The sequence below is a fragment of the Nocardia wallacei genome (assembly GCF_029868745.1).
Taxonomy (GTDB): domain Bacteria; phylum Actinomycetota; class Actinomycetes; order Mycobacteriales; family Mycobacteriaceae; genus Nocardia; species Nocardia wallacei_B.
In genome coordinates this window covers 36,765-54,280 of the sequence record NZ_JARWOP010000235.1, presented here as the reverse complement: position 1 = coordinate 54,280, position 17,516 = coordinate 36,765, and the positions used below count along the sequence as shown (strand labels likewise).

Here is a 17,516-nt window from a genome sequence, read left to right as displayed (position 1 = left end):
GGACTTACCTCAGCTCGAATCCCTGGTTGCCGAACGTCCGGCGGATGTGCTGGCGGCCGTGCAGACTCTCCTTGGTGGAGATGCGGCCCGCCAGGCGGTTCTTCGCCCAGTCCGCCGGAAGTTCCTGCTCGCGGTAGTAGGCGTTGATGCGGTCGAGGTAGTCCTGGACGTCGGCGGCCGCGGGGGGACTGTAGGTGTTGCGGTGGACGACCACGCTCTGCCCGTAGCGGGGTTTGATGTCGGCGGGATCGGCCGGGTCGGGGACGCCGATGGCCATGCCGTACACCGGGAAGGTCCACTGCGGCAGCCGCAGCTCGGCGATGACGGCGTCGATATTGTTGCGCAACGCGCCCACGAAAGTGATTCCGTAGCCGAGCGATTCGGCCGCCACGGCGGCGTTCTGCGCCGACAGCGTGACATCGACGATGCTGGAGACGGCACTGTCGAGGTAGGCGGTCGCCTCGATGCTGTGGCCGTGCTCGGTGGCGATGGCGATATTGCGCGACCAGTCGGCCACCCAGACCAGGAACACCGCGGCGTCGCGCACCAGCTGCTGACCGCCGACCAACTCCGCCAATCGGTTTCGCAGCGCCGGGTCATCGACCACCACCACGCTGGTGAACTGGAAGTTGGCAGAGGTCGACGCCGATTGCGCCGCGGCGATGATCAGTTGCAGCTCGGTGCCGCTCACGGTCCCGGGTAGGAAACGGCGCGTGGTGCGGTGCCGCAGCAGCACTTCCAGCGTTTCGTTGCCCACACCGTCGGCGATCGGCGCGCCGACGCCGTAGCGCTTGTCGAGCTGCTGCTGTAGTTCGGTCGAAATCACTTCGGTCACAACAGGTCCTGTTCTCTTCGGGTCATTCGGTCGGGGGTTCGTCGAAACTCGGCGGGAGTTCGGGCGTGCGGGTGAATTGGGCGGCGGCGTGGCGGTAGCCGGTCCAGTCGGCGGCGTTCCACCAGGCCCGCAGGACGAAGACCAGCTTGGGATTGTGTTCCTCGTCCTCCAGCCACGCCCGGCGCGCGGCGACCTCGAATTCGTCGAGCGCGTGCGCGGTGCGATCGGATTCCCGGCCCGCATAGAGGGTGTCGAGTTCGCGTAGCTTGTCGGGGTCCGGGACCTTGCGTTCGGCGGCGGTGATGATGCGCGCGCCCGCCCAGTACAGGTCGTAGATCGCGGCGGTGGCCTCGGGCGAGTCGAGGGTTTCGGCGATGATCTCCAGCGCGAACAGCGACGTGATCAGGTGCAGGACAACGAAATCGCCGGGCTGGGCGAGATACAGCAGCGTGACCGCCCGGCGCACTCGGTCGCGTCGCTCGGCGGGCGGCAGGGTGTGGATCCACGCGGGGGTGTCGGTGAGGTCGGCGATGCCGGACCGGGCGACACCGGCGACGCGGGCCTGCAGGCCGGAACGATTGAGTTCGGGGTGCAGTTCGGTGAAGGTGTCGGTATCGGTGATGGTCGACTCGACTGCGGTGCGAAAGCCGTTGTCGCCGCGCCACCGCTCGCTGAGCCGCACCAGCGATTCCAGGGGGTCGGCGGCATCGAAGTCCGGCCCGGCCGCGCGGTTGTCACCGACGGTGCGCACGTGGGAGAACGCCAGGTAGGCAAGGGCTTCCGCGGTCATCGCGGGATGCTCGGCCCACAGCGCCCAGCCCAGGTGAATGGCGGCGTGGGTGAACGCGCCGATCCAGCCCTGCAGCAGTTCCGGGGCGTACTCGGCGACGGTGCCCGCGAGGCCGCGCTCGGCGATCTCGCCGTCGAAGAAGCGCAGATAGGCGTCGAAATGCACTCGCGCGCCCAGGAATTCGCGCCAGTTCCCGCCGTCGATGACCCGCGCGGACGGTCGCCGGGGCTCGAGCGGGAAGCCGTACGGCGTGAGTTCGGCGTAGGTCCGGTAGTAGTCGCGGATGCGCCGCTCGGGTGCGCCGATCGCGGCCAGCGCCACCACCGCGTGCTTGACGTGGTTGGTGAGGTGGCCGTTGAACTCGATGTGGTGGGTACGGTCGTCGAGCAGATCCGCGACGCTCTCCAGTTCCTTGATCGTCATCCGTCGTGCCTCCCGTTGTCGTGGGCCGATTGCCCGGCCACTGGTGCTCGCGGGGCGGCGCCCGCGGTCAATGCGGTCAGTGCCTGGGCCACCGCGGTCGCCAGCAGCACACCGAGCGGCAGCGCCCAGCCGTCGCCGAGCTGCCGAAACAGTCCGATCCCATACGGGCCGACGGCGGCGATCAGATAGCCGACGCCCTGCACCGCCCCGGACACCTCGACCGCCTGTTCCGCGGAACCAGCCCGCACGGTGATCACGGTGAGCGCCAGCGAGAACACGGCCAGCCCGGTTCCGAGCACCAGCGACCACAGCAGCGGCGCGGCCGCCGGAGCGACGAGGAAGGCCAGCACTCCCAGGACGGTGCAGCCACTGAACCCGGCCAGCCAGCGCTCCGGATGCGCCGAACGCGCCACGATCGGCGGCACAGTCAGGCTGATCGGAACGCCCAGAAAGGTCAGCAGCCCGAGATAACCACCGGCCGCCGAGGCACCGACCCCAGCGTCGCGCAGCACGGACGGCAGCCAGCCCATGACCACGAACGCCACCAATGCCTGCAACCCGAAAAAGACTGCGAGACCGGTCGTCCCGGTGCGCCGGAGGATCGTGAGCGGGTTGGCCGTGCCCGCCGGCCGCGAGCGGTTCGGATCGGTCGCGGCGGCTGGATGTGGTGCGGCCGGGCTGTGTGTCGTGGTTGAGGGCGAGCCTTCGGCAGCGGCTGTTGCGGGCGACCACCACAGGGCCGCGATCGCGATCGGGGCGAGGACCGCCCAGATCGCCAGGGCCGGTCGCCAGCCGCCGAGTAGGTCGGACAGTGGTACGACGGCGGCGAAACCCAATGCGGCACCGGCCTGTAGGCCGGTGGTGAAGGTCGCCACCAGCACCCGGGTATTGCCGATCGCGCGTACCGCGGCGGGTAGCAGCACGGTCAGCAGACCTACGCCCAGCGCGGCGGTGAACGTGGCGGCCACGAACAACCACAAGTCTCCCCACGGCCGCACGGCCAGGCTCACTCCGATCACCGCGAGCGCTCCGAACATGCCGCCGCGCAACGTCATTCGCCCCCGAACCAGCGGCACCACCAGGCTCACCACAGCGAACGCCACCACCGGCACAGCGGTGATCACACCCGCGGCTCGCGCACCCGCCCCGTAATACGCGGTGATGTCGTCCAACCGGGGCCCGACGGTCGTGATCCCCGGCCGCAGATTCACCGCGACCGCGGCGATGACCGCCACCAGCACCCCCAGCCGCGCCACCCCGCCCGGCCGCCTTTCCACCCCCGACGACTTCTCTCCGCGTCGTCTCGCTCGGCGAGCCAGAGAGCACCGCGCCCACACCGACGCTCGCCGGCCGCGCACCGCCGTGACGCCGGATGCGGGTGTCGTGGGCTTGGTCGCCATCAGTAGTTGGGGGTGCGCAGGAGGCCGGTGCCCGTGGCGCGATCGGTGATGAGAGGGCCGTAGATCCGCTGTTGCCACTGGTCGCGGGGGATCGGGGTAAGGCCGATCGATACGGCGTCGGAGGTAACCCCGAAGGCCCGCGTCACCGCCTCGACCAAGTCGGCTTCCAAGCGCTGCCGCGCGATGTCGGACAGATCGGCGGGGAAGTGTGAGATCTCCACGTGTGGCATATCAGACCAGCTCCCGATTCATGCTCTGTTCGAGGACCGCCGCGGCGATATCGAGCGCACCCGCGGTGACGATCTCGTAGTGGTGGTATGGCAGGTTGCTCACCGGCGTGCTGCGCAGCCGCAGCGGTGCGACCGGGACATCCGCGAACGCCGGGCCGTCGCCCCGCGCCCGCAGATACAGGCTGCGGTCGAGCAGTTCCTGGTCGACACCGATCGGCTGATGCCGGAAACGGTAGGTGTGCTCGACCACCGACACGATCCGCTCCACGGTGTCACGCGCGAATCCGGTCTCCCGGTCGGCGATCAGCTCCACGAATTCGGCTCGGCTGCACAGTGTGTCGAGTGCGTCCGCGTACACCGGATCCACCCGCCCACTGAACACCGAGCCCAGCACGCGCTTGAAATACGCACTGCCGTAATCGACTCGGCCGGTGTCGGGCCCGGCCGCCGGGATCACCGGCGAGCCCGGTGCGATCAGTACCAGCTCCTCGACCTCGTGCCCGGCCGCGAGCAGCCGTTGCGCCGCCTCCGCTGCCACCCGCGCCCCGAGGGAGTACCCGACCAGGCGCAACGGGCCGGGCAGCGCCGCCGCGAGCAGTTCGGCGACATCGTCGGCGATGAGGTCGCCGAGATCGGTATGCGGCCGCTCGCCGACATTGAGGCCCCGCGCCTGCATGCCGTACACCACGTGGCCGTGCTGGGCGAGCTCGCGGGCCAGGGTGCGCAGGCTCATCGGATAGCCGCCGAGCCCCGGCCACAGCACGGTCGCCGCGGTCCCGCCCGCTCCGGCCAGCCGCAACAGTCGCCCGGCAGTGGTCCGCGTGGCCGCCTCGTCTTCGGCTGTGGCGGCGGCCAATTCGGCCAGCGTCGGAGTCTGGAAGATCGCCTGCACCGGCAGTGCGATGCCCAACTCGTCACCGAGCGCGCGGATGAGCCGCAACGCCGACATGGAATTGCCGCCCTGAGCGAAGAAGTCGTCGCCGCGATACACCGGCTCGTAGCCGAGCACCTGCGCCCACACCCTGGCGACCCGCGCTTCGTGCGCGCCGACGGGCGGATCGGCGGGCCGTGCCGCCCGCTCGTTCAGTTCCGACGCCAGCCGAGACAACCCCGCACGGTCCTGCTTACCATTCTGCGACAATGGGATTCGATCGACCACGTGAATGGTCGGCGGCACCATGTACGGCGGCAGCACCGCCCGCAGGTCGTCCTTCAGCAACTCCTCCGGACCCTTCATGTGCACGGCGTCCTCGGCCATCCCCGTCGACCGCAGCTGTTCCTCGGACACCCGCCCGCCCACCGCGAAATAGCTGAGTTGCCCCGTGCCACCGAGGATTTCGTTCAGTCGGCGCGCGGACGGCAGATCACGTCCGGTCAGCGACGAATACCCGGCCGACATGAACCCCACGCCCGCGCGAGCGCCGATCTGCTGCAGCCGCGCCAGCGCCCGGCCCAGGGCGGTGAAACCGTCCCAACCGGCGTCCGTGGCGGTGACGAGCGCGACCGCGAACCGTGACCGATCGAAGGAGCGCTGATTGATGGCGATCACATGCCGCCGCTCGATCTTGCGGTCGGACACGAATCGCAGTGCGGCGCCGTCGAATCGATACAGGCCGTGCCTCGCGCCACCGACCTCGCCGTGCACCTGCACCAGCACGTCTACCGGCGGCTCGGCCGCGGCGGGCAGCGCGCGGGTGTCGACGGCGACGGTCGCGGTCACCACGCCCTCGTCCACGCCGTCCACCACCCGTACGGCGGCCGGTCGGACGTGCCAGCCGTTGGCCGCGGCCACCTCGTCGAGGACGCCCAGCATGTGTCCTGCCTCGAAATGCAGCACCTCCCGGACGTTGGTCACATACACCGACTCGATCACCCGCGCCAGCCCCACCAGATGCAGGTGCAGCCCGGGGCGCGTAACCGCACCCACCCGATACAGCGCGTGCCGCCGGGGATGGAAGTAATAGACACCCGGTTCGAGCCCGGGGAGCCCGCTGGTCTCCAGGTACACGCGAGTGGCGTTGAGCGCGCCCGGCGAGGCGTAGGAATACTTGGGCAACAAGCGATCCGGGCTCTCGAACGGCCCGAACCAGCGCAGCAGCCCGCCCAGCGACCGCGCGGTGATCTCCACGGGAGCGGCCGGGTCGCGGGGCGGCAGTTGCCGGAGGAGCCGCTCGATCGCCGCCAGGTCGATCGGGGCGTCGGCGAAGCTGCGATAGGTCTTGCGGGCGAACACCCGGCGCCGCTGCTCCTCCGTCGGCTGTGCGCCGGGCAACTCGAGATCGGGCGCGGTCGCGAACTCCCGCACCCCCAGATCGGCGAGCTGCGCGGCCACCTGGGTGCGGGTCGACTTGGAGCGGTGATGCCGCCCGGCCCGGCCCTGGTCCATCAGCGGCGCCTCGTCGGGATCCAGTTCGACGAAACCCGCCAGCTGCGTCACCCCGCGTTCGGACACCCACGGCACCACGGCCGCCGCCCGCACCCAGTGGTGCGCCTCGATCCACGTCCGGATCTCGGTGGTCTCGATCCGGTGCCCGTTCACCTTCACCTGTTCGTCGTTGCGCCCGACGAATTCGAGTACGCCGTCGGCCCTGCGGCGGACCAGATCTCCGGTGCGGTACCGGCGTTCCCGAACGCCGCCGACCGTCAGCTCCGCGAAGCGCTGCGCGGTGGTGTCCGGCCGGTCGCGGTAGACGTCCGCCAATTGCACTCCGCCGATGAGCAATTCGCCGACCTCGGTGTCCGCCGTTTCTCGACCGGCCGCGTCCACCACGACCGTGGTGCAACCGTCCACGGCCCGGCCGATCGGCACCACCGCGGTGCCGGTCAGATCGGTGGTCGTGAAGTCGAACCACGTCGCGTTGATGGTGGTCTCGGTGGGCCCGTACAGATTGAGCTTGCGAGCCCGCGGCAGGACCTCCCGCAGCCGCAGCGCGACCGCGGTGGGCAGCGCCTCGCCGCCGCTGGCTACGGTGCGCAGGGTGCTCGCGGATCCGATGTCCGGAAGCCCGGCCAGCGCCGACCACACCGTGGGCACACATTGCAGCACCGTGATCGCCTCGCGGACAACAAGTTCCAGAATGCCCTCGGGGCTGGTGTGCGTTCCGGCGGGTGCGACGACGACCGTGGCCCCGCACGCGTTGGCCAACAGCTCCCACTGCGCGGCGTCGAAACTGACCGGCGTCTTCAACAGGATCCGCGACCCCGCCCCGAGCGCGAGTTCGCTACCGATCCAGCGCATCTGGTTGCCGATAGCGGCGTGCGAGATCACCACGCCCTTGGGAGATCCGGTAGTACCGGAGGTGTAAATCGTGTACGCCGCCGACAATTCCGGCCGCTGTCCCCCGAACTCACCGCTCAGGCCCGGCACGGGGACGGTACGCACCCCCGCGGGCAGTATGCGACGGGCCCGGTCGTCGGTGCCGGCGTCGGTCAGCACGACCCGCAGGGCGCTGTCGGTGGCCATGTAGGAGAGGCGCTCGGCCGGATAGTCCACCGCCAGTGGCAGATACGACGCACCGGCACGCAGCACGGCCCATACCCCGACCACCAGGTCGACCGACGGCTCCAGATACACGCCCACCACATCGCCCGGCGCCACACCGGCGGCCCGCAGCCCACCGGCGGCATCGCGGGCGCGCCGGGACAGCTCGGCGAAGCTCAGCGCACGCGAATCATCCACGCAGGCAATGGCATCCGGATGTCGATGCACGTGGGCGTCGAGCAGGTCGAGGAGGTTCGTGGTCGCCATGGCTCAGGCCCCCGCCACGGTGCCGTGGAACCGGTCACCGAAATCGCCGATGCCGGGCAGCATGAACGCCTGGTCGGTCAGGGCCTCGTCGATGTGGGAGGTCACGATTCGCAGGTCGGGCCGCCGGGTGAGCACCGTGCCCAGCGCCTCGGGGCAGGTGAGCACGTTCACCACGATGATCCGGTGTTCGGCCACGCCCGCGGCGATCAGCTCGTTCACCGCGGTCAGCAGCGTGCCGCCGGTGGCGATGGTGGGATCGAGCAGCAGCACCTCACTGCCCGCGATACCGGGTGGCAGCTTGCTGTAGAACAGCGTCGGCTGTTTGGAGGTGGGGTCGCGCTGGATGAGGATCTTGCCGAAACGGGTATCCGGGCGGATCTCACGGAGCCCGCCCTCGAGCGCGTCGCCCGCCCGCGGAATGGACACCGCGTACAGCGCGGGGGACGCCGGTTCCAGACCCTCGAAGGTGTAGCCGGTGGGCGTCGTGACGGCGCGGGTGCGATGGTCCAGATGCGACAGTGCGGTTTCCAGCAGCAGCCGGATGATTCGGCCGGTGGTGCGCACGAAACGCTCCTGGCCGGTGTCGGCGTCACGGGCCTGCGTGTGCAGCGCGATCAGGCCGGGCTGCTTGGGCAGTTCGAAGACGTTGACGCCCAGATAGCGGTCCAGCGGTACGGGTTCGGTGGTCGGGCGGGTCCATGTGGTCATGGCCTTGGCTCACTTTCCAGTCCGGAGAAGAACGGCACGGATGACGTCGTCGAAGGTGTGCGCTACGAAATCGGCTGAGGCCGAGGCGATCTGGTACGTCGACCCGACCCCGTAGGTGACGCCGACGGTGAAAGTGCCGATGGCCGAACCCAATCCGATATCCGCGGCGGTGTCGCCGACGACCGCGCCCGAAGGCCCGGCGTCGGGGAAGCCGAGGATCGCCAGCGCGGCGTCGGCGCTGTCGCGATGCGGTTTGGGATGCACCACGTCGTCGGCGCCCACCACGGCCGCGAACTGCTCGCGGATGCCCGCCGCCTCCAGGATCAGCTCGGCGCTGTGGTGTTTCTTGCTGGTCACCACGGCCAGCGCCAGGCCGGACCGGGCGAGTCGCTCCAGGCCGCCGCGCACCCCGGCGAACAGCAGATCGGCCGCCTTCGGCACGATGAGTTCGCGGTACCGGGTCAGGTAGTCGGCCGAAACCCGCTGTGCGGTAGTCGAATCCGGGGCCGTTCCGGACAGCGCGCCGGCCATCTGCTCCAGCGGCGCGCCGATCAGCGCGCGTGCGGTCTCCAGGTCCGGGAGGACGCCGGTCACCGCTTCCACTGCCAGCGACATCTGTTCCGCGATCGCTCGCGGGGTGTCCAGCAATGTTCCGTCCAGGTCGAACAACACCGCCGAGCGTGCCGATTCAGCCGACATGGGCCACTCCTCGCTCCAGGGCGGCGCGCGCCGCCTCGATCTCCGCGGCGGCCGCCGCGGTGCTGATCAGGACCGCGCGATTGGCGGCGGCCGCGGCGCCACCGGTGGCGGCGTCGACGGCCTTCAGTACGAATGTGGTGACGGCCGGTCCCGTGACGTGCTCGGCGTCGGCCCGGGCCAGCGCCTGGCGGATCGCCGCCTCGATGGCGTCGCCGTCGAGCGCGTCCGCCGCCGGAATCGGGTGGGTGATCAGCAGCGAACTGCTGCCGGCCAGCTGCCGGTGGAAGCGGGCGATCTCGGCGATCCGGTGCGGATCATCGATGCGGACCTGGGTGTCGTAACCGCTGTCGCGGCAGTAGAACGCGGGAAAGCCCCGATGCCGGTACCCGATCACCGGCGTGCCCTGGGTCTCCAGGAATTCCAGGGTGAGCCCGGCATCGAGGATCTTCTTCACTCCCGCGCACACCACCAGCAGGCGGGTGCGGGCCAGTTCGGTGAGGTCGGCGGAGATGTCCATGGTCGTCTCCGCGCCCCGGTGCACGCCGCCGAGCCCGGCCGAGGCCACCGTCGCGATCCCCACCTGGTTCGCGACCGCCATCGTCGCCGAGATCGAGGTGGCGCCGAGCCCTCCCCGTGCCAGCGCCACCGCTAGGTCGCGGGACGTCACCTTCGCGACATCGGTTGTGGTGCCGAGCCTTTCGAGTTCCTGCGAGTTCGCCCCGACCACGATATGGCCGTCGGCGACGGCGATGGTCGCGGGCACCGCGCCGCCATCACGGACCGCTTGCTCGACCTCGAGTGCGATCGCGACATTGGCGGGCCGCCGGAAACCGTGCGCCACCACGTTGGACTCGAGCGCGACGACCGGCCGTCCGGTGTGCAGCGCGTCGCGGACCTCGTCGGAGAGGCGAAACAACGGTGCGGAAACAACGACATCAGACATACGTACGACGTCCGTTCGTAGAGTCGTAGAAAAGTGGAGACAGACCCCCTTGGTCCCAGGTCATGCTGCGGGAGAAGGGCTGGGCTGTAAACAATTTCGACCAGCGTGAGCGCATACCTGTTGTGTGGTAGCCGGTACCGGGTCGAATGCGAATGGGTCCGCACGATGAATGGAGCTGGAATGGTCGCGGTCGACGATGATCTTTCGGCGCGGCTGCGTGCCATCGCCGCGGTGGTGTCCGGGCTCGGCGCCGAGGCGGCCGACCGCGAGGCCGAGCACAAGTTGCCCACCGAGCAGGTTTCGCAGTTGCTGGCGGCCGGTGCCGGGGCGTTGCGGGTGCCGGTGGAGTTCGGCGGGTCAGGCGCGCCGGTGCGTGTGCTGGCCGAGGTGCTCATCGATATCGCGGCGGGGGATTCCAATCTGGCCCAGATCTTTCGGGGCCACCTCGGACTGACCGAGATCCTGCGATTCACCGAGCCCGGCCCCGCCCGCGACACGCTGCTGCGGTCCGCGGCGGACGGCGCGTTCTTCGGCCCGGCCGGTGCGGAGCTGAGTACCCCGAATCTCACGGCGCTGGCCACCACGCTGCGCCGCGACGGCGACCATTACGTGCTGTCCGGCCGCAAGTACTACACCACCGGCAGCCTCTACGCCGACTGGCTCAATGTGCTGGTGTCCGAGAACGGGGAGTTCGTCTCCGCCATCGTGCCGCGACGCAGCGAGGGCGTCACGATCATCGATGATTGGGACGGTTTCGGGCAGCGGTTGACAGCGAGCGGCACCGCGATCTTCGAATCGGTCCGGGTGGACCCGGATTACCTACTGCACCACCGCAATTCACTGACCAACGATTACATGGAGGCGTTCTACCAGTTCGTGCATTCGGCCACCCAGGCCGGAATCGCACGGGCCGCCGCGGACGATCTGGCCGAACTGGTCCGGGGCCGCACCCGGTCCTATCCGCTGGCGTCCACGCCCGAGCCCGCGGCAGACCCGCAGGTGCTGCAGACCGTGGGGCAGGTGCGCAGCAAGGCGTACGCGGCACGAGCGAACGTGCTGCAACTCGCCGACACCCTGGACGGTTTCCTCAGCGACCCCACCCGGCAGCGGGCCGAACGCGCGCTGCTCGATTCCGCCGCGACACAGGTGGTGAACACCGACCTGGTGGGCGCGGCGACGTGGCAGCTGTTCGACGCCGGTAGCGCGAGCGCGCTGAAGAGTCGGCTCGGACTGGATCGGCACTGGCGCAATGCCCGCACCGTCTCCTCGCACAACCCGGCCGTCTACAAGGCGTCGCTGCTCGGCGACCACGCGGTGAACGGGACGGCGCCGCGCGCGTTCCTCAACAGCCTGGGCGCGAGCAAAGCCTCGGAGCAAGGGAAAGCGCTGTGACAGGCACTCTTTCGCGGACGAGACAGGTTTCGGACATCACGTTGCGGGCTGTCGGCTGGACCGATCCCGACGCCGTGCTGCTGCGCGAGGAAATGGCGGCCGAGGTAGGCCCGCGCTATGCCCGTCTGATGCGGACATTGGCGACCGACCCGCACCGCATCGATCCCGCGACCGTGGTCCGCACCGTGGTCGCGTACGGCCCGGAGCCGGTCGGTCACGCCGCAATCCGTTGGAACGGCGGGGATCTCGAACTGAAGCGAATGTTCGTGCGTCCGGGTCAACGTGGTCGCGGCATCTCGGACCTGCTGCTCACCGCCGCCGAGAACACCGCACGCGAGCACGGCGTACCGCGGCTCGTCCTGCAGACCGGACACCTGCAACCGGCGGCGGTCCGCTTCTATCTGCGGCGCGGCTACCACTGGATCCCTCTCTTCTCGCCCTATGAAGACCTGCCGTTGTCGAATTGCTTTGGTAAGCAACTGAATTGATTCGGGCTCGGCACCACATGCACGCTTCGGCGCACTTCTCGATATCGGGACTCAGGCAGATGAGTTGATCTCGGTTGTGGTGAGGTCCGCGAGTCTTCGAGCAGTGTCGAAATGGGGGGTGAGGCGGGTCTTGGTCACGGCGAAGGAGATGCCCGTGGCGGTGTCGGCGTAGACATAGCTGCCGCCGCCACCGACCCAGCCGAACGCGGTCGGGGACTCGTCGGGCCGAGCGCCGAGGCGGCCGAGCGGATAGCCCAGGGCCAGTCGCGCCGGGTTGCCGAAGACCTGGTCGGTGCCCTCGAAGGCAACCGCCGTCAATTCCTCGAGCTGACGTGGATCGATGAGCCTGCCGTCGAGGAGCGCGGCGTGCGCTGCGGCGATCGCCCGTGCGGTGAAGGTACCGACCGACGGGATGTCCGCTCGCAGGATCTCGGGGCTGTTGCCCATCGCCGCGGTCGGCCGCATCTCCCAGGGCGCGAGAACGGCCTCGCTGTCGGGCTGGGTGCGCGGGGGTGGTGCGGCGTCTTCCAGTCGTGCCAGTCGTGCCAGATCCGGCTGCGGCACACCGAAATACAGTTCCCCGTCGAGATCGAGCGGTGCGGCGATCCATTCGTGGAGGAGTTGCCGCATCGGTTTGCCGGTGGCCCGGCGCGCGATTTCGCCGACGAGGAATCCGAAGGTGAACGAGTGGTAGCCCGTCTGCGTCCCGGGCCGCCAGCGTGGTTCGGCGTCGGCGATCGCGCCACAGACCCGCGACCAGTCGGTCAGTTCCGCGGGCCCGATGTCGCGAGGCATCGCAGGTATGCCCGCCGAATGCGTGAGCACATGCCGAAGAGTCGCGAACTCCTTGCCGTGCGCGCCGAACTCCGGCCACAGCTCGACCAGCCGGGTGTCGTATCCGACAACGCCTCTCCCGACGAGCAGATGCGCGATCAGCGACGCCATCGTCTTACCGGAGGAGAAGCTGAAAAACGGCGTGCCAGCGGTCACCTCGCGCCCGGCCCGACTGTCGGCGAGCCCGGCGACGGCATCGGCGACCAGAACACCACGGTGATACACGGCCACCTGCAAGCCGGTTTCCGCTCCGGTGTCGACGAGTTCGTCTAGGACACTGCGGATTCGGTGTTGTAGGTCGGGAATCATTTGTCACCGCCTCGGCCAGGTGTAGCGAGTCTGACTGGACATCGGCAACTTGCCGAAAGCGAATCCGACAGTCGGCGCGACTCGATACAGCCTGACGTCACCGGCGACAACCGCGTCACCCAGCCGATGCCAGCTGCCCTCCGGGCTGGTCAGATGCGTGCCGTACTTCCGCTCCAAATCCGTGACAGCCCGTGCGCGCTCGGACCGCTCATCTACCGCGGACGCCACGCCCTCGATAGCGACGTCCACGCCGGTCAACGAATTCGTGCCGGTCGTCAGCACACAATGCGGATTGTGCTCGAGGTTGCGCGCCTTCCGCTCCTGACCTCCGGTGGTGAAGTACATGCCGCCCTGACTCCACGCAGCCAGCAACGGTGTCACGTGCGGCCGCCCGTCCGGGCGCACCGTGGAAAGCCAGAACACCTCCGCCGCACCGAGCACCGCCAACGCCGCCGCCCACGACGTCGCGTGTGCGCCCGGAGAAGAGAACGGCCCGAGCACGACTTCGGGTTCGCTGTCCGACATGTCACTTCCTCGACTCCCAGCCGAGCCTCGCATTGCTCCCTCGGGCCAGACGACCTCGATGGGTAGCCCTTTCTCCCGGGCGAGCGCGACGACGCTTCCGGTGCCGCTGCGCTCGCCGGATCGGCCATCCCACACAGCGATCAGCAGGTCACAGGATTCGAGCACCGCTTTATTCGCCGCCTCGTAGGCGTCGGCATCAGCGTCGGCGAAGTCCATCTCGCGGACCGATTCCGCACGGCGCAGCAGGTTGTCGAACTGCTCGGCATGGTCGGGTTTGACCTTGCGCTCCCGGTAATTCCGCGAGGGAATCACGACCTCCAAACGGCCACCGAGGTCGAGCACAGCCTGTGCGAAAACTGAATCGGCGCCGCGAGCGACACAGCTGACCCCGACCAACTCCGCCGGATCGCTTGCTTGCTCGACAAGCCGGACGATCTCCGCATATACGAGCGGCACCGTGTCCGTCGTGATGTTCATATGCCCAGTAACACCTATGCGCACTATCAACTCCCTCTGTTCAGGTGCCTCCTTGTAGATGACCAGAACTCGCCCGGAAATTCATCGGTCAGGGAGCCGGCGTGCGGGGTGGTGCGAGATATTCCAGCGCATAACCGTTGCCGGAGTGGGTGACGCGGGCGATGCCGGGGCCGCGTCCGGCGTGGCAGTGGTCATGCGCAAGAACGACCGCCCCGTTTTCCGTGACCCGGAAACCGGCTTCGAACGCCACATGGTGTCGGCGGCCCCGGGCGCGGGCGGAGCCGAGATGATCGTTCACTACCTCGCCGCACAGGTCTCTACCGGACTGTTGCCCGCGTACCCGCCGGGCACGGAGAAACAACTCGTGGTGCTCGAAGGCACCCTCACCGTCGCGATCGGCGGAATCAGCGAAACCCTGAACACCGGCGACTCCCTGTTCTTCCAGGCCGACGCCGACCACGGCTTCGCCAACCGCACGAACGCTCCCTGCGAATACATCATGATCATCTCGCGCAGAACCTGATCCCGCGCCGACCCGACTTCCGCATTCGCCCTGGATCATCCGCCCTTCGGCATATCCGGATGACCCTGCGCAGGAGGCCATCCTCCGCCCGCCTGATAGCCGCGTGCGAAGTACGGCACGATATGCGGCCGATGACTGTCGGCGACGAACCGTACCGCCTGCTCCGCCTCGTAAAGGCTGCCGTACGGCCCCCACACCCCGTTCGGACATGGCCCTTCGTGCGATGGGCAACTCCCGCTGCACGCCACAATCGCCCACCGGGTGTGCGGCCCGAATCGCCTGCCGGTCACCGAATCGCCCGATTCCGTGCTGTCGAATATGTTGGAGGCGTCGCCATTTCGCTCCAGAACTCACGTCGTACCCTGTCCCACAACAATTCCCACTGCGGCCGCTGTACCCGAGCCTCAGCCAGATCGGTCTTCGGCGCGAACCACACCACCACGGAGCACTCACCGGTCTTGTCGTGCACAGCTACCACCTCGATCCGTCTGCTGAGGTCATGAGTGGGCCGCCACAAGGCCTCGAGCCCACCCACCCGCGTCACCCGCTCGCTGTCCATGACTCGGACCGCTGCATGGCCGCGGCCGGACATGCCCGACCTACCTCGTCGATCCCAGGCGACAGACGCGCCGCGAGCATCCGGTGATCGGCGTCGGCATCAGCAAGGCCTTCGAGCACCGCCAGTAAGGTGTCCACATCCGGTCCGGTGTCCGCCGCCGATTTCGGCACCGCCGCCGTCCATGTCTCCGGCGGACTGACCGTTTCGAGGTCGAACATGTCGCACACCCGAGACGGCTGGTTATCGACGGTAGCCAGGTCGTACACGACAACAGCGTCGACACCGAGCCCGGCCGCAATGCCGAGCCCGTACTCCACCGGATCCGGATGATCCGCAGGCGGCCGCACCGTATACAAACACGCGTACCCCAGCCGCATGGCGTGCCGTTGCACCAGCGTCGCCTGTAGTGCTCCGTCGAGTCCCGACAGACCGGCGCGGACCAGACATACCGCAGTGGGCCGGCGCTGTTCTCGTTGAACGGAATCCATGTGCTTCCTCTCAGCTGCTCTGGTCGGCGGTGGCGCTGTTCCACCGTCTCGCACAGGCCGCTTCCGCGGAATCCGCTGCTGTCGGCGCAGTGTTGACCTACCGTTGCAGTCGGCTACTGGCAGATCGGGGGAGGCGCTGTGGTGCTCGCGAGGGGTTGGACAGGGTTCGAGGCAACCGCGCTCCAAGCGGCGACTCGCACGTCGGTCCGCGAGTTCGCCGAGTTGGTTTCGGTCGAACCGCGAACTGTCGCGAATTGGCGGAAGCGTGGCCGCGCGGCCATTCCGAGACCGTTCACCCAAGGACTCCTCGACACCGTGCTGTCGCGGGTGGACGATCAGGTGCGTGCGCGGTTCGACCGTCTCATCGAAGCCGGTGACGCGGCCTTGCACCGCACCGATCGACTCGACTCGGATTCGGTGACGGCCGTACCGTGGACCTCAGAAAATGTGCAGATAGACGCGGAATTGCGAGCTTGGATAGAGATGAACCGTCGCCAGCTGGTCCGATTGTTCGCCGGGGTGGGAGTTCTCCCGGCAGTCGCCGCGGTCTTCGCTGATCTGAACGACGACGAGCGCGACCGAATCGCCGGTGTGCTCGTCGATCCGAGCAGGGTCGACGATGCCGCCGTGGACAACATCGAGAAGGCGCTGAGCGTGCTGCTCGCCCAGAACGATGTGTTCGGGCCGGAGGCGGTGCTCGCTATGGTCCAAGGGCAACGCACCTTGGCCGGGGCATTGGTCGAAGAGTGCCCGGAACGCCTGAGGCCCCGATTGCACAACCTGCACGGAGCGCTATCTCAACTGGCCGGCTGGATGCAATTCGATCTGCACGACCTCGACGGGGCTTACGAGAATTACAAGCAGGCGCGCAGGTCGGCACACGAGGCCCGGAACAGCGAGCTGGCGGCTCTCGTACTCTGCAACATGGCATATCTGGAGGTGTGGCGAAACGAGCCACGCCTCGGTATCGATCACGCGGTGGCCGCGCAGAATTGGGCACGTCGATCCGGCGACCATCGATTGAGGGCTTACGCGGATGATATGGCCGCGATTGCTTTCGCCAAGGATAATCAACGCAGCCAATGCATTTCGGCGATGATCGAGGCGGACAACGCGATCGCGGCTGCGGGGCGGCAACCAGCTGAGGAGTCCGTCGCCTACTTCCAAAGTCCGGGCCTGGTGGCATCCCTGCGCAGCGACTGCCTGCACCAGCTCGGCTCCGGCCACGACGCTCGTGCGGCGGCGGAGGAAGCCCTGGAACTCATCGACGCCTCGTTCGTCCGCAACCGCGCCCTGGCTCATGTGGATCTGGCCAATGCCCACGCCGATCTCGGCGATATCGAGGCGGCTGTCGGAGCCATCCGCGACAGTGCTGATCTAGCTAGGTCCTGCCGTTCCGATCGACTGTCCGGCAGGATCGGAGCCGCTCGTAATGAACTCGAGCAGTGGAGCAATGTGGTTTGCGTGCGGGAACTCGATGATGAGCTGGCGTCCTACGGGTTCGCTGTGCCGGGCAAATCCGCGATGTAGATGTCGAATTGCGAGGAGACGTAGTCCGGCGTGTCTTGGCGGCCGACCAGCTGCCAGCCTCCGATTGCGGCGTAGAACGCGTGCGAGTCCGCTGCGTGGGGCTGAACCGCGAGGGTTGCGCGTTCTTCTGAGCGGGTGTTGAGTAGGACGTTCAACAGGCGGTGTCCGATTCCCTTTCTGCGCCAATCGTTCTGGACTGCGAGGTCGATCACCGCGAAGGTTCGGCCCGTCCATTCTCGGGTTACATGGTTGGGGACGGGTTGTTGAAAACCATTCCACCAGTTCGTGTCTGGCTTCAATCCCACGCCGTAGACGAATCCGACGAGGTTGTCCGCCGTGGTCGCGAACGCTATCCCGAATGTCGGGTCGAAGGTGAGACGGTCCAGCATCTGCCGATGCCGCACCGACTCGTCCTCCGGCCACACGAACGGCGGAACGGAGAACACCTCGTCGTACAGCGCGCACACGGCATCCATCTCCCGCCGAGCCTCCACCGCCGACCCCGCCACCACCGTCACCTGCGCACCCTCACCCATGCGGCGACCATACGGGTTGAGCCGTGGGACCGGGCTAGGGTCGCTGCGCGATGGGTCAAGTTGTCGCGCATCTGTGCAC

Annotated in this window: 16 protein-coding genes; 4 read left to right on the top strand and 12 right to left on the bottom strand. The window is 68.2% G+C overall.

The window, feature by feature from the left end:
* Window positions 1-4: 4 nt before the first annotated feature.
* From QH470_RS20420 to QH470_RS20385, 8 genes are all read right to left on the bottom strand, one after another.
* Window positions 5-835 (bottom strand): nitroreductase family protein, encoded by an 831-nt coding sequence (locus tag QH470_RS20420; protein ID WP_280273999.1) that lies wholly within the window; start codon window positions 833-835, stop codon window positions 5-7.
* A 22-nt stretch (window positions 836-857) separates the two neighbouring features.
* Window positions 858-2,048, bottom strand: a complete 1,191-nt coding sequence (locus QH470_RS20415; RefSeq protein ID WP_280273998.1) for a questin oxidase family protein — start codon at window positions 2,046-2,048, stop codon at window positions 858-860.
* Window positions 2,045-3,325, bottom strand: a complete 1,281-nt coding sequence (locus QH470_RS20410; RefSeq protein ID WP_280273997.1) for an MFS transporter — start codon at window positions 3,323-3,325, stop codon at window positions 2,045-2,047. The genes QH470_RS20415 and QH470_RS20410 overlap by 4 nt, the downstream gene beginning before the upstream one ends.
* 122 nt (window positions 3,326-3,447) lie before the next feature.
* Window positions 3,448-3,678 carry a tautomerase family protein gene (locus tag QH470_RS20405; RefSeq protein ID WP_280273996.1) on the bottom strand — a complete coding sequence of 77 codons (231 nt, stop codon included), beginning with the start codon at window positions 3,676-3,678 and terminating at the stop codon, window positions 3,448-3,450.
* Between the two features lies 1 nt (window position 3,679).
* Window positions 3,680-7,426 (bottom strand): non-ribosomal peptide synthetase family protein, encoded by a 3,747-nt coding sequence (locus QH470_RS20400; protein ID WP_280273995.1) that lies wholly within the window; start codon window positions 7,424-7,426, stop codon window positions 3,680-3,682.
* 3 nt (window positions 7,427-7,429) lie between these two features.
* A complete protein-coding gene (gene upp / locus QH470_RS20395; RefSeq protein WP_280273994.1) occupies window positions 7,430-8,134 on the bottom strand; it encodes a uracil phosphoribosyltransferase in 705 nt (234 codons plus the stop codon).
* A 9-nt stretch (window positions 8,135-8,143) separates the two neighbouring features.
* Window positions 8,144-8,833, bottom strand: coding sequence for an HAD family hydrolase (locus QH470_RS20390; RefSeq protein ID WP_280273993.1), 690 nt, complete (start codon window positions 8,831-8,833; stop codon window positions 8,144-8,146).
* Window positions 8,823-9,776, bottom strand: coding sequence for a pseudouridine-5'-phosphate glycosidase (locus QH470_RS20385; RefSeq protein ID WP_280273992.1), 954 nt, complete (start codon window positions 9,774-9,776; stop codon window positions 8,823-8,825). The genes QH470_RS20390 and QH470_RS20385 overlap by 11 nt, the downstream gene beginning before the upstream one ends.
* Window positions 9,777-9,956: 180 nt before the next feature.
* Here QH470_RS20385 and QH470_RS20380 point away from each other — a divergent pair, with 180 nt between their 5' ends.
* Together QH470_RS20380 and QH470_RS20375 are read left to right on the top strand one after the other, a co-directional pair.
* Window positions 9,957-11,168 (top strand): acyl-CoA dehydrogenase family protein, encoded by a 1,212-nt coding sequence (locus QH470_RS20380; protein ID WP_280273991.1) that lies wholly within the window; start codon window positions 9,957-9,959, stop codon window positions 11,166-11,168.
* Complete coding sequence (locus QH470_RS20375) at window positions 11,165-11,656, top strand: GNAT family N-acetyltransferase (protein ID WP_280273990.1); 492 nt, start codon at window positions 11,165-11,167, stop codon at window positions 11,654-11,656. Before QH470_RS20380 ends, QH470_RS20375 begins: the two co-directional genes overlap by 4 nt.
* Before the next feature lie 51 nt (window positions 11,657-11,707).
* Here the strand turns inward: QH470_RS20375 and QH470_RS20370 are convergent, their stop codons facing one another.
* Together QH470_RS20370 and QH470_RS20365 are read right to left on the bottom strand one after the other, a co-directional pair.
* Window positions 11,708-12,799, bottom strand: coding sequence for a serine hydrolase domain-containing protein (locus QH470_RS20370; protein ID WP_280273989.1), 1,092 nt, complete (start codon window positions 12,797-12,799; stop codon window positions 11,708-11,710).
* Window positions 12,800-12,802: 3 nt separating this feature from the next.
* Entirely contained in the window at window positions 12,803-13,801 is a 999-nt protein-coding gene (locus tag QH470_RS20365; protein WP_280273988.1) for a pyridoxamine 5'-phosphate oxidase family protein, read from the bottom strand.
* 145 nt (window positions 13,802-13,946) lie between these two features.
* Between QH470_RS20365 and QH470_RS20360 the strand changes: the two genes are divergently transcribed.
* Complete coding sequence (locus QH470_RS20360; protein ID WP_280273987.1) at window positions 13,947-14,324, top strand: cupin domain-containing protein; 378 nt, start codon at window positions 13,947-13,949, stop codon at window positions 14,322-14,324.
* A gap of 540 nt (window positions 14,325-14,864) precedes the next feature.
* On the opposite strand, the gene QH470_RS20355 is transcribed toward QH470_RS20360, so the two are convergent.
* On the bottom strand, window positions 14,865-15,371 hold the full coding sequence (locus tag QH470_RS20355) for a hypothetical protein (RefSeq protein ID WP_280273986.1): 507 nt from the start codon (window positions 15,369-15,371) through the stop codon (window positions 14,865-14,867).
* Between the two features lie 138 nt (window positions 15,372-15,509).
* Between QH470_RS20355 and QH470_RS20350 the strand changes: the two genes are divergently transcribed.
* Window positions 15,510-16,901 carry an NsdA family TPR-like regulatory protein gene (locus tag QH470_RS20350; RefSeq protein ID WP_483243942.1) on the top strand — a complete coding sequence of 464 codons (1,392 nt, stop codon included), beginning with the start codon at window positions 15,510-15,512 and terminating at the stop codon, window positions 16,899-16,901.
* Here QH470_RS20350 and QH470_RS20345 read toward each other — a convergent pair.
* Window positions 16,865-17,437 (bottom strand): GNAT family N-acetyltransferase, encoded by a 573-nt coding sequence (locus tag QH470_RS20345; protein WP_280273984.1) that lies wholly within the window; start codon window positions 17,435-17,437, stop codon window positions 16,865-16,867. The genes QH470_RS20350 and QH470_RS20345 overlap by 37 nt on opposite strands.
* Between the last annotated feature and the right edge of the window lie 79 nt (window positions 17,438-17,516).

What these genes read in the sequence shown, in the direction of transcription:
- QH470_RS20415 (WP_280273998.1), bottom strand. Translation starts at nt 2,048, where the DNA reads ATGACGATCAAGGAACTGGAGAGCGTCGCGGATCTGCTCGACGACCGT.
- QH470_RS20405 (WP_280273996.1), bottom strand. Translation starts at nt 3,678, where the DNA reads ATGCCACACGTGGAGATCTCACACTTCCCCGCCGATCTGTCCGACATC.
- QH470_RS20400 (WP_280273995.1), bottom strand. Translation starts at nt 7,426, where the DNA reads ATGGCGACCACGAACCTCCTCGACCTGCTCGACGCCCACGTGCATCGA.
- upp (WP_280273994.1), bottom strand. Translation starts at nt 8,134, where the DNA reads ATGACCACATGGACCCGCCCGACCACCGAACCCGTACCGCTGGACCGC.
- QH470_RS20390 (WP_280273993.1), bottom strand. Translation starts at nt 8,833, where the DNA reads ATGTCGGCTGAATCGGCACGCTCGGCGGTGTTGTTCGACCTGGACGGA.
- QH470_RS20385 (WP_280273992.1), bottom strand. Translation starts at nt 9,776, where the DNA reads ATGTCTGATGTCGTTGTTTCCGCACCGTTGTTTCGCCTCTCCGACGAG.
- QH470_RS20380 (WP_280273991.1), top strand. Translation starts at nt 9,957, where the DNA reads ATGGTCGCGGTCGACGATGATCTTTCGGCGCGGCTGCGTGCCATCGCC.
- QH470_RS20370 (WP_280273989.1), bottom strand. Translation starts at nt 12,799, where the DNA reads ATGATTCCCGACCTACAACACCGAATCCGCAGTGTCCTAGACGAACTC.
- QH470_RS20365 (WP_280273988.1), bottom strand. Translation starts at nt 13,801, where the DNA reads ATGAACATCACGACGGACACGGTGCCGCTCGTATATGCGGAGATCGTC.
- QH470_RS20355 (WP_280273986.1), bottom strand. Translation starts at nt 15,371, where the DNA reads ATGGATTCCGTTCAACGAGAACAGCGCCGGCCCACTGCGGTATGTCTG.
- QH470_RS20345 (WP_280273984.1), bottom strand. Translation starts at nt 17,437, where the DNA reads ATGGGTGAGGGTGCGCAGGTGACGGTGGTGGCGGGGTCGGCGGTGGAG.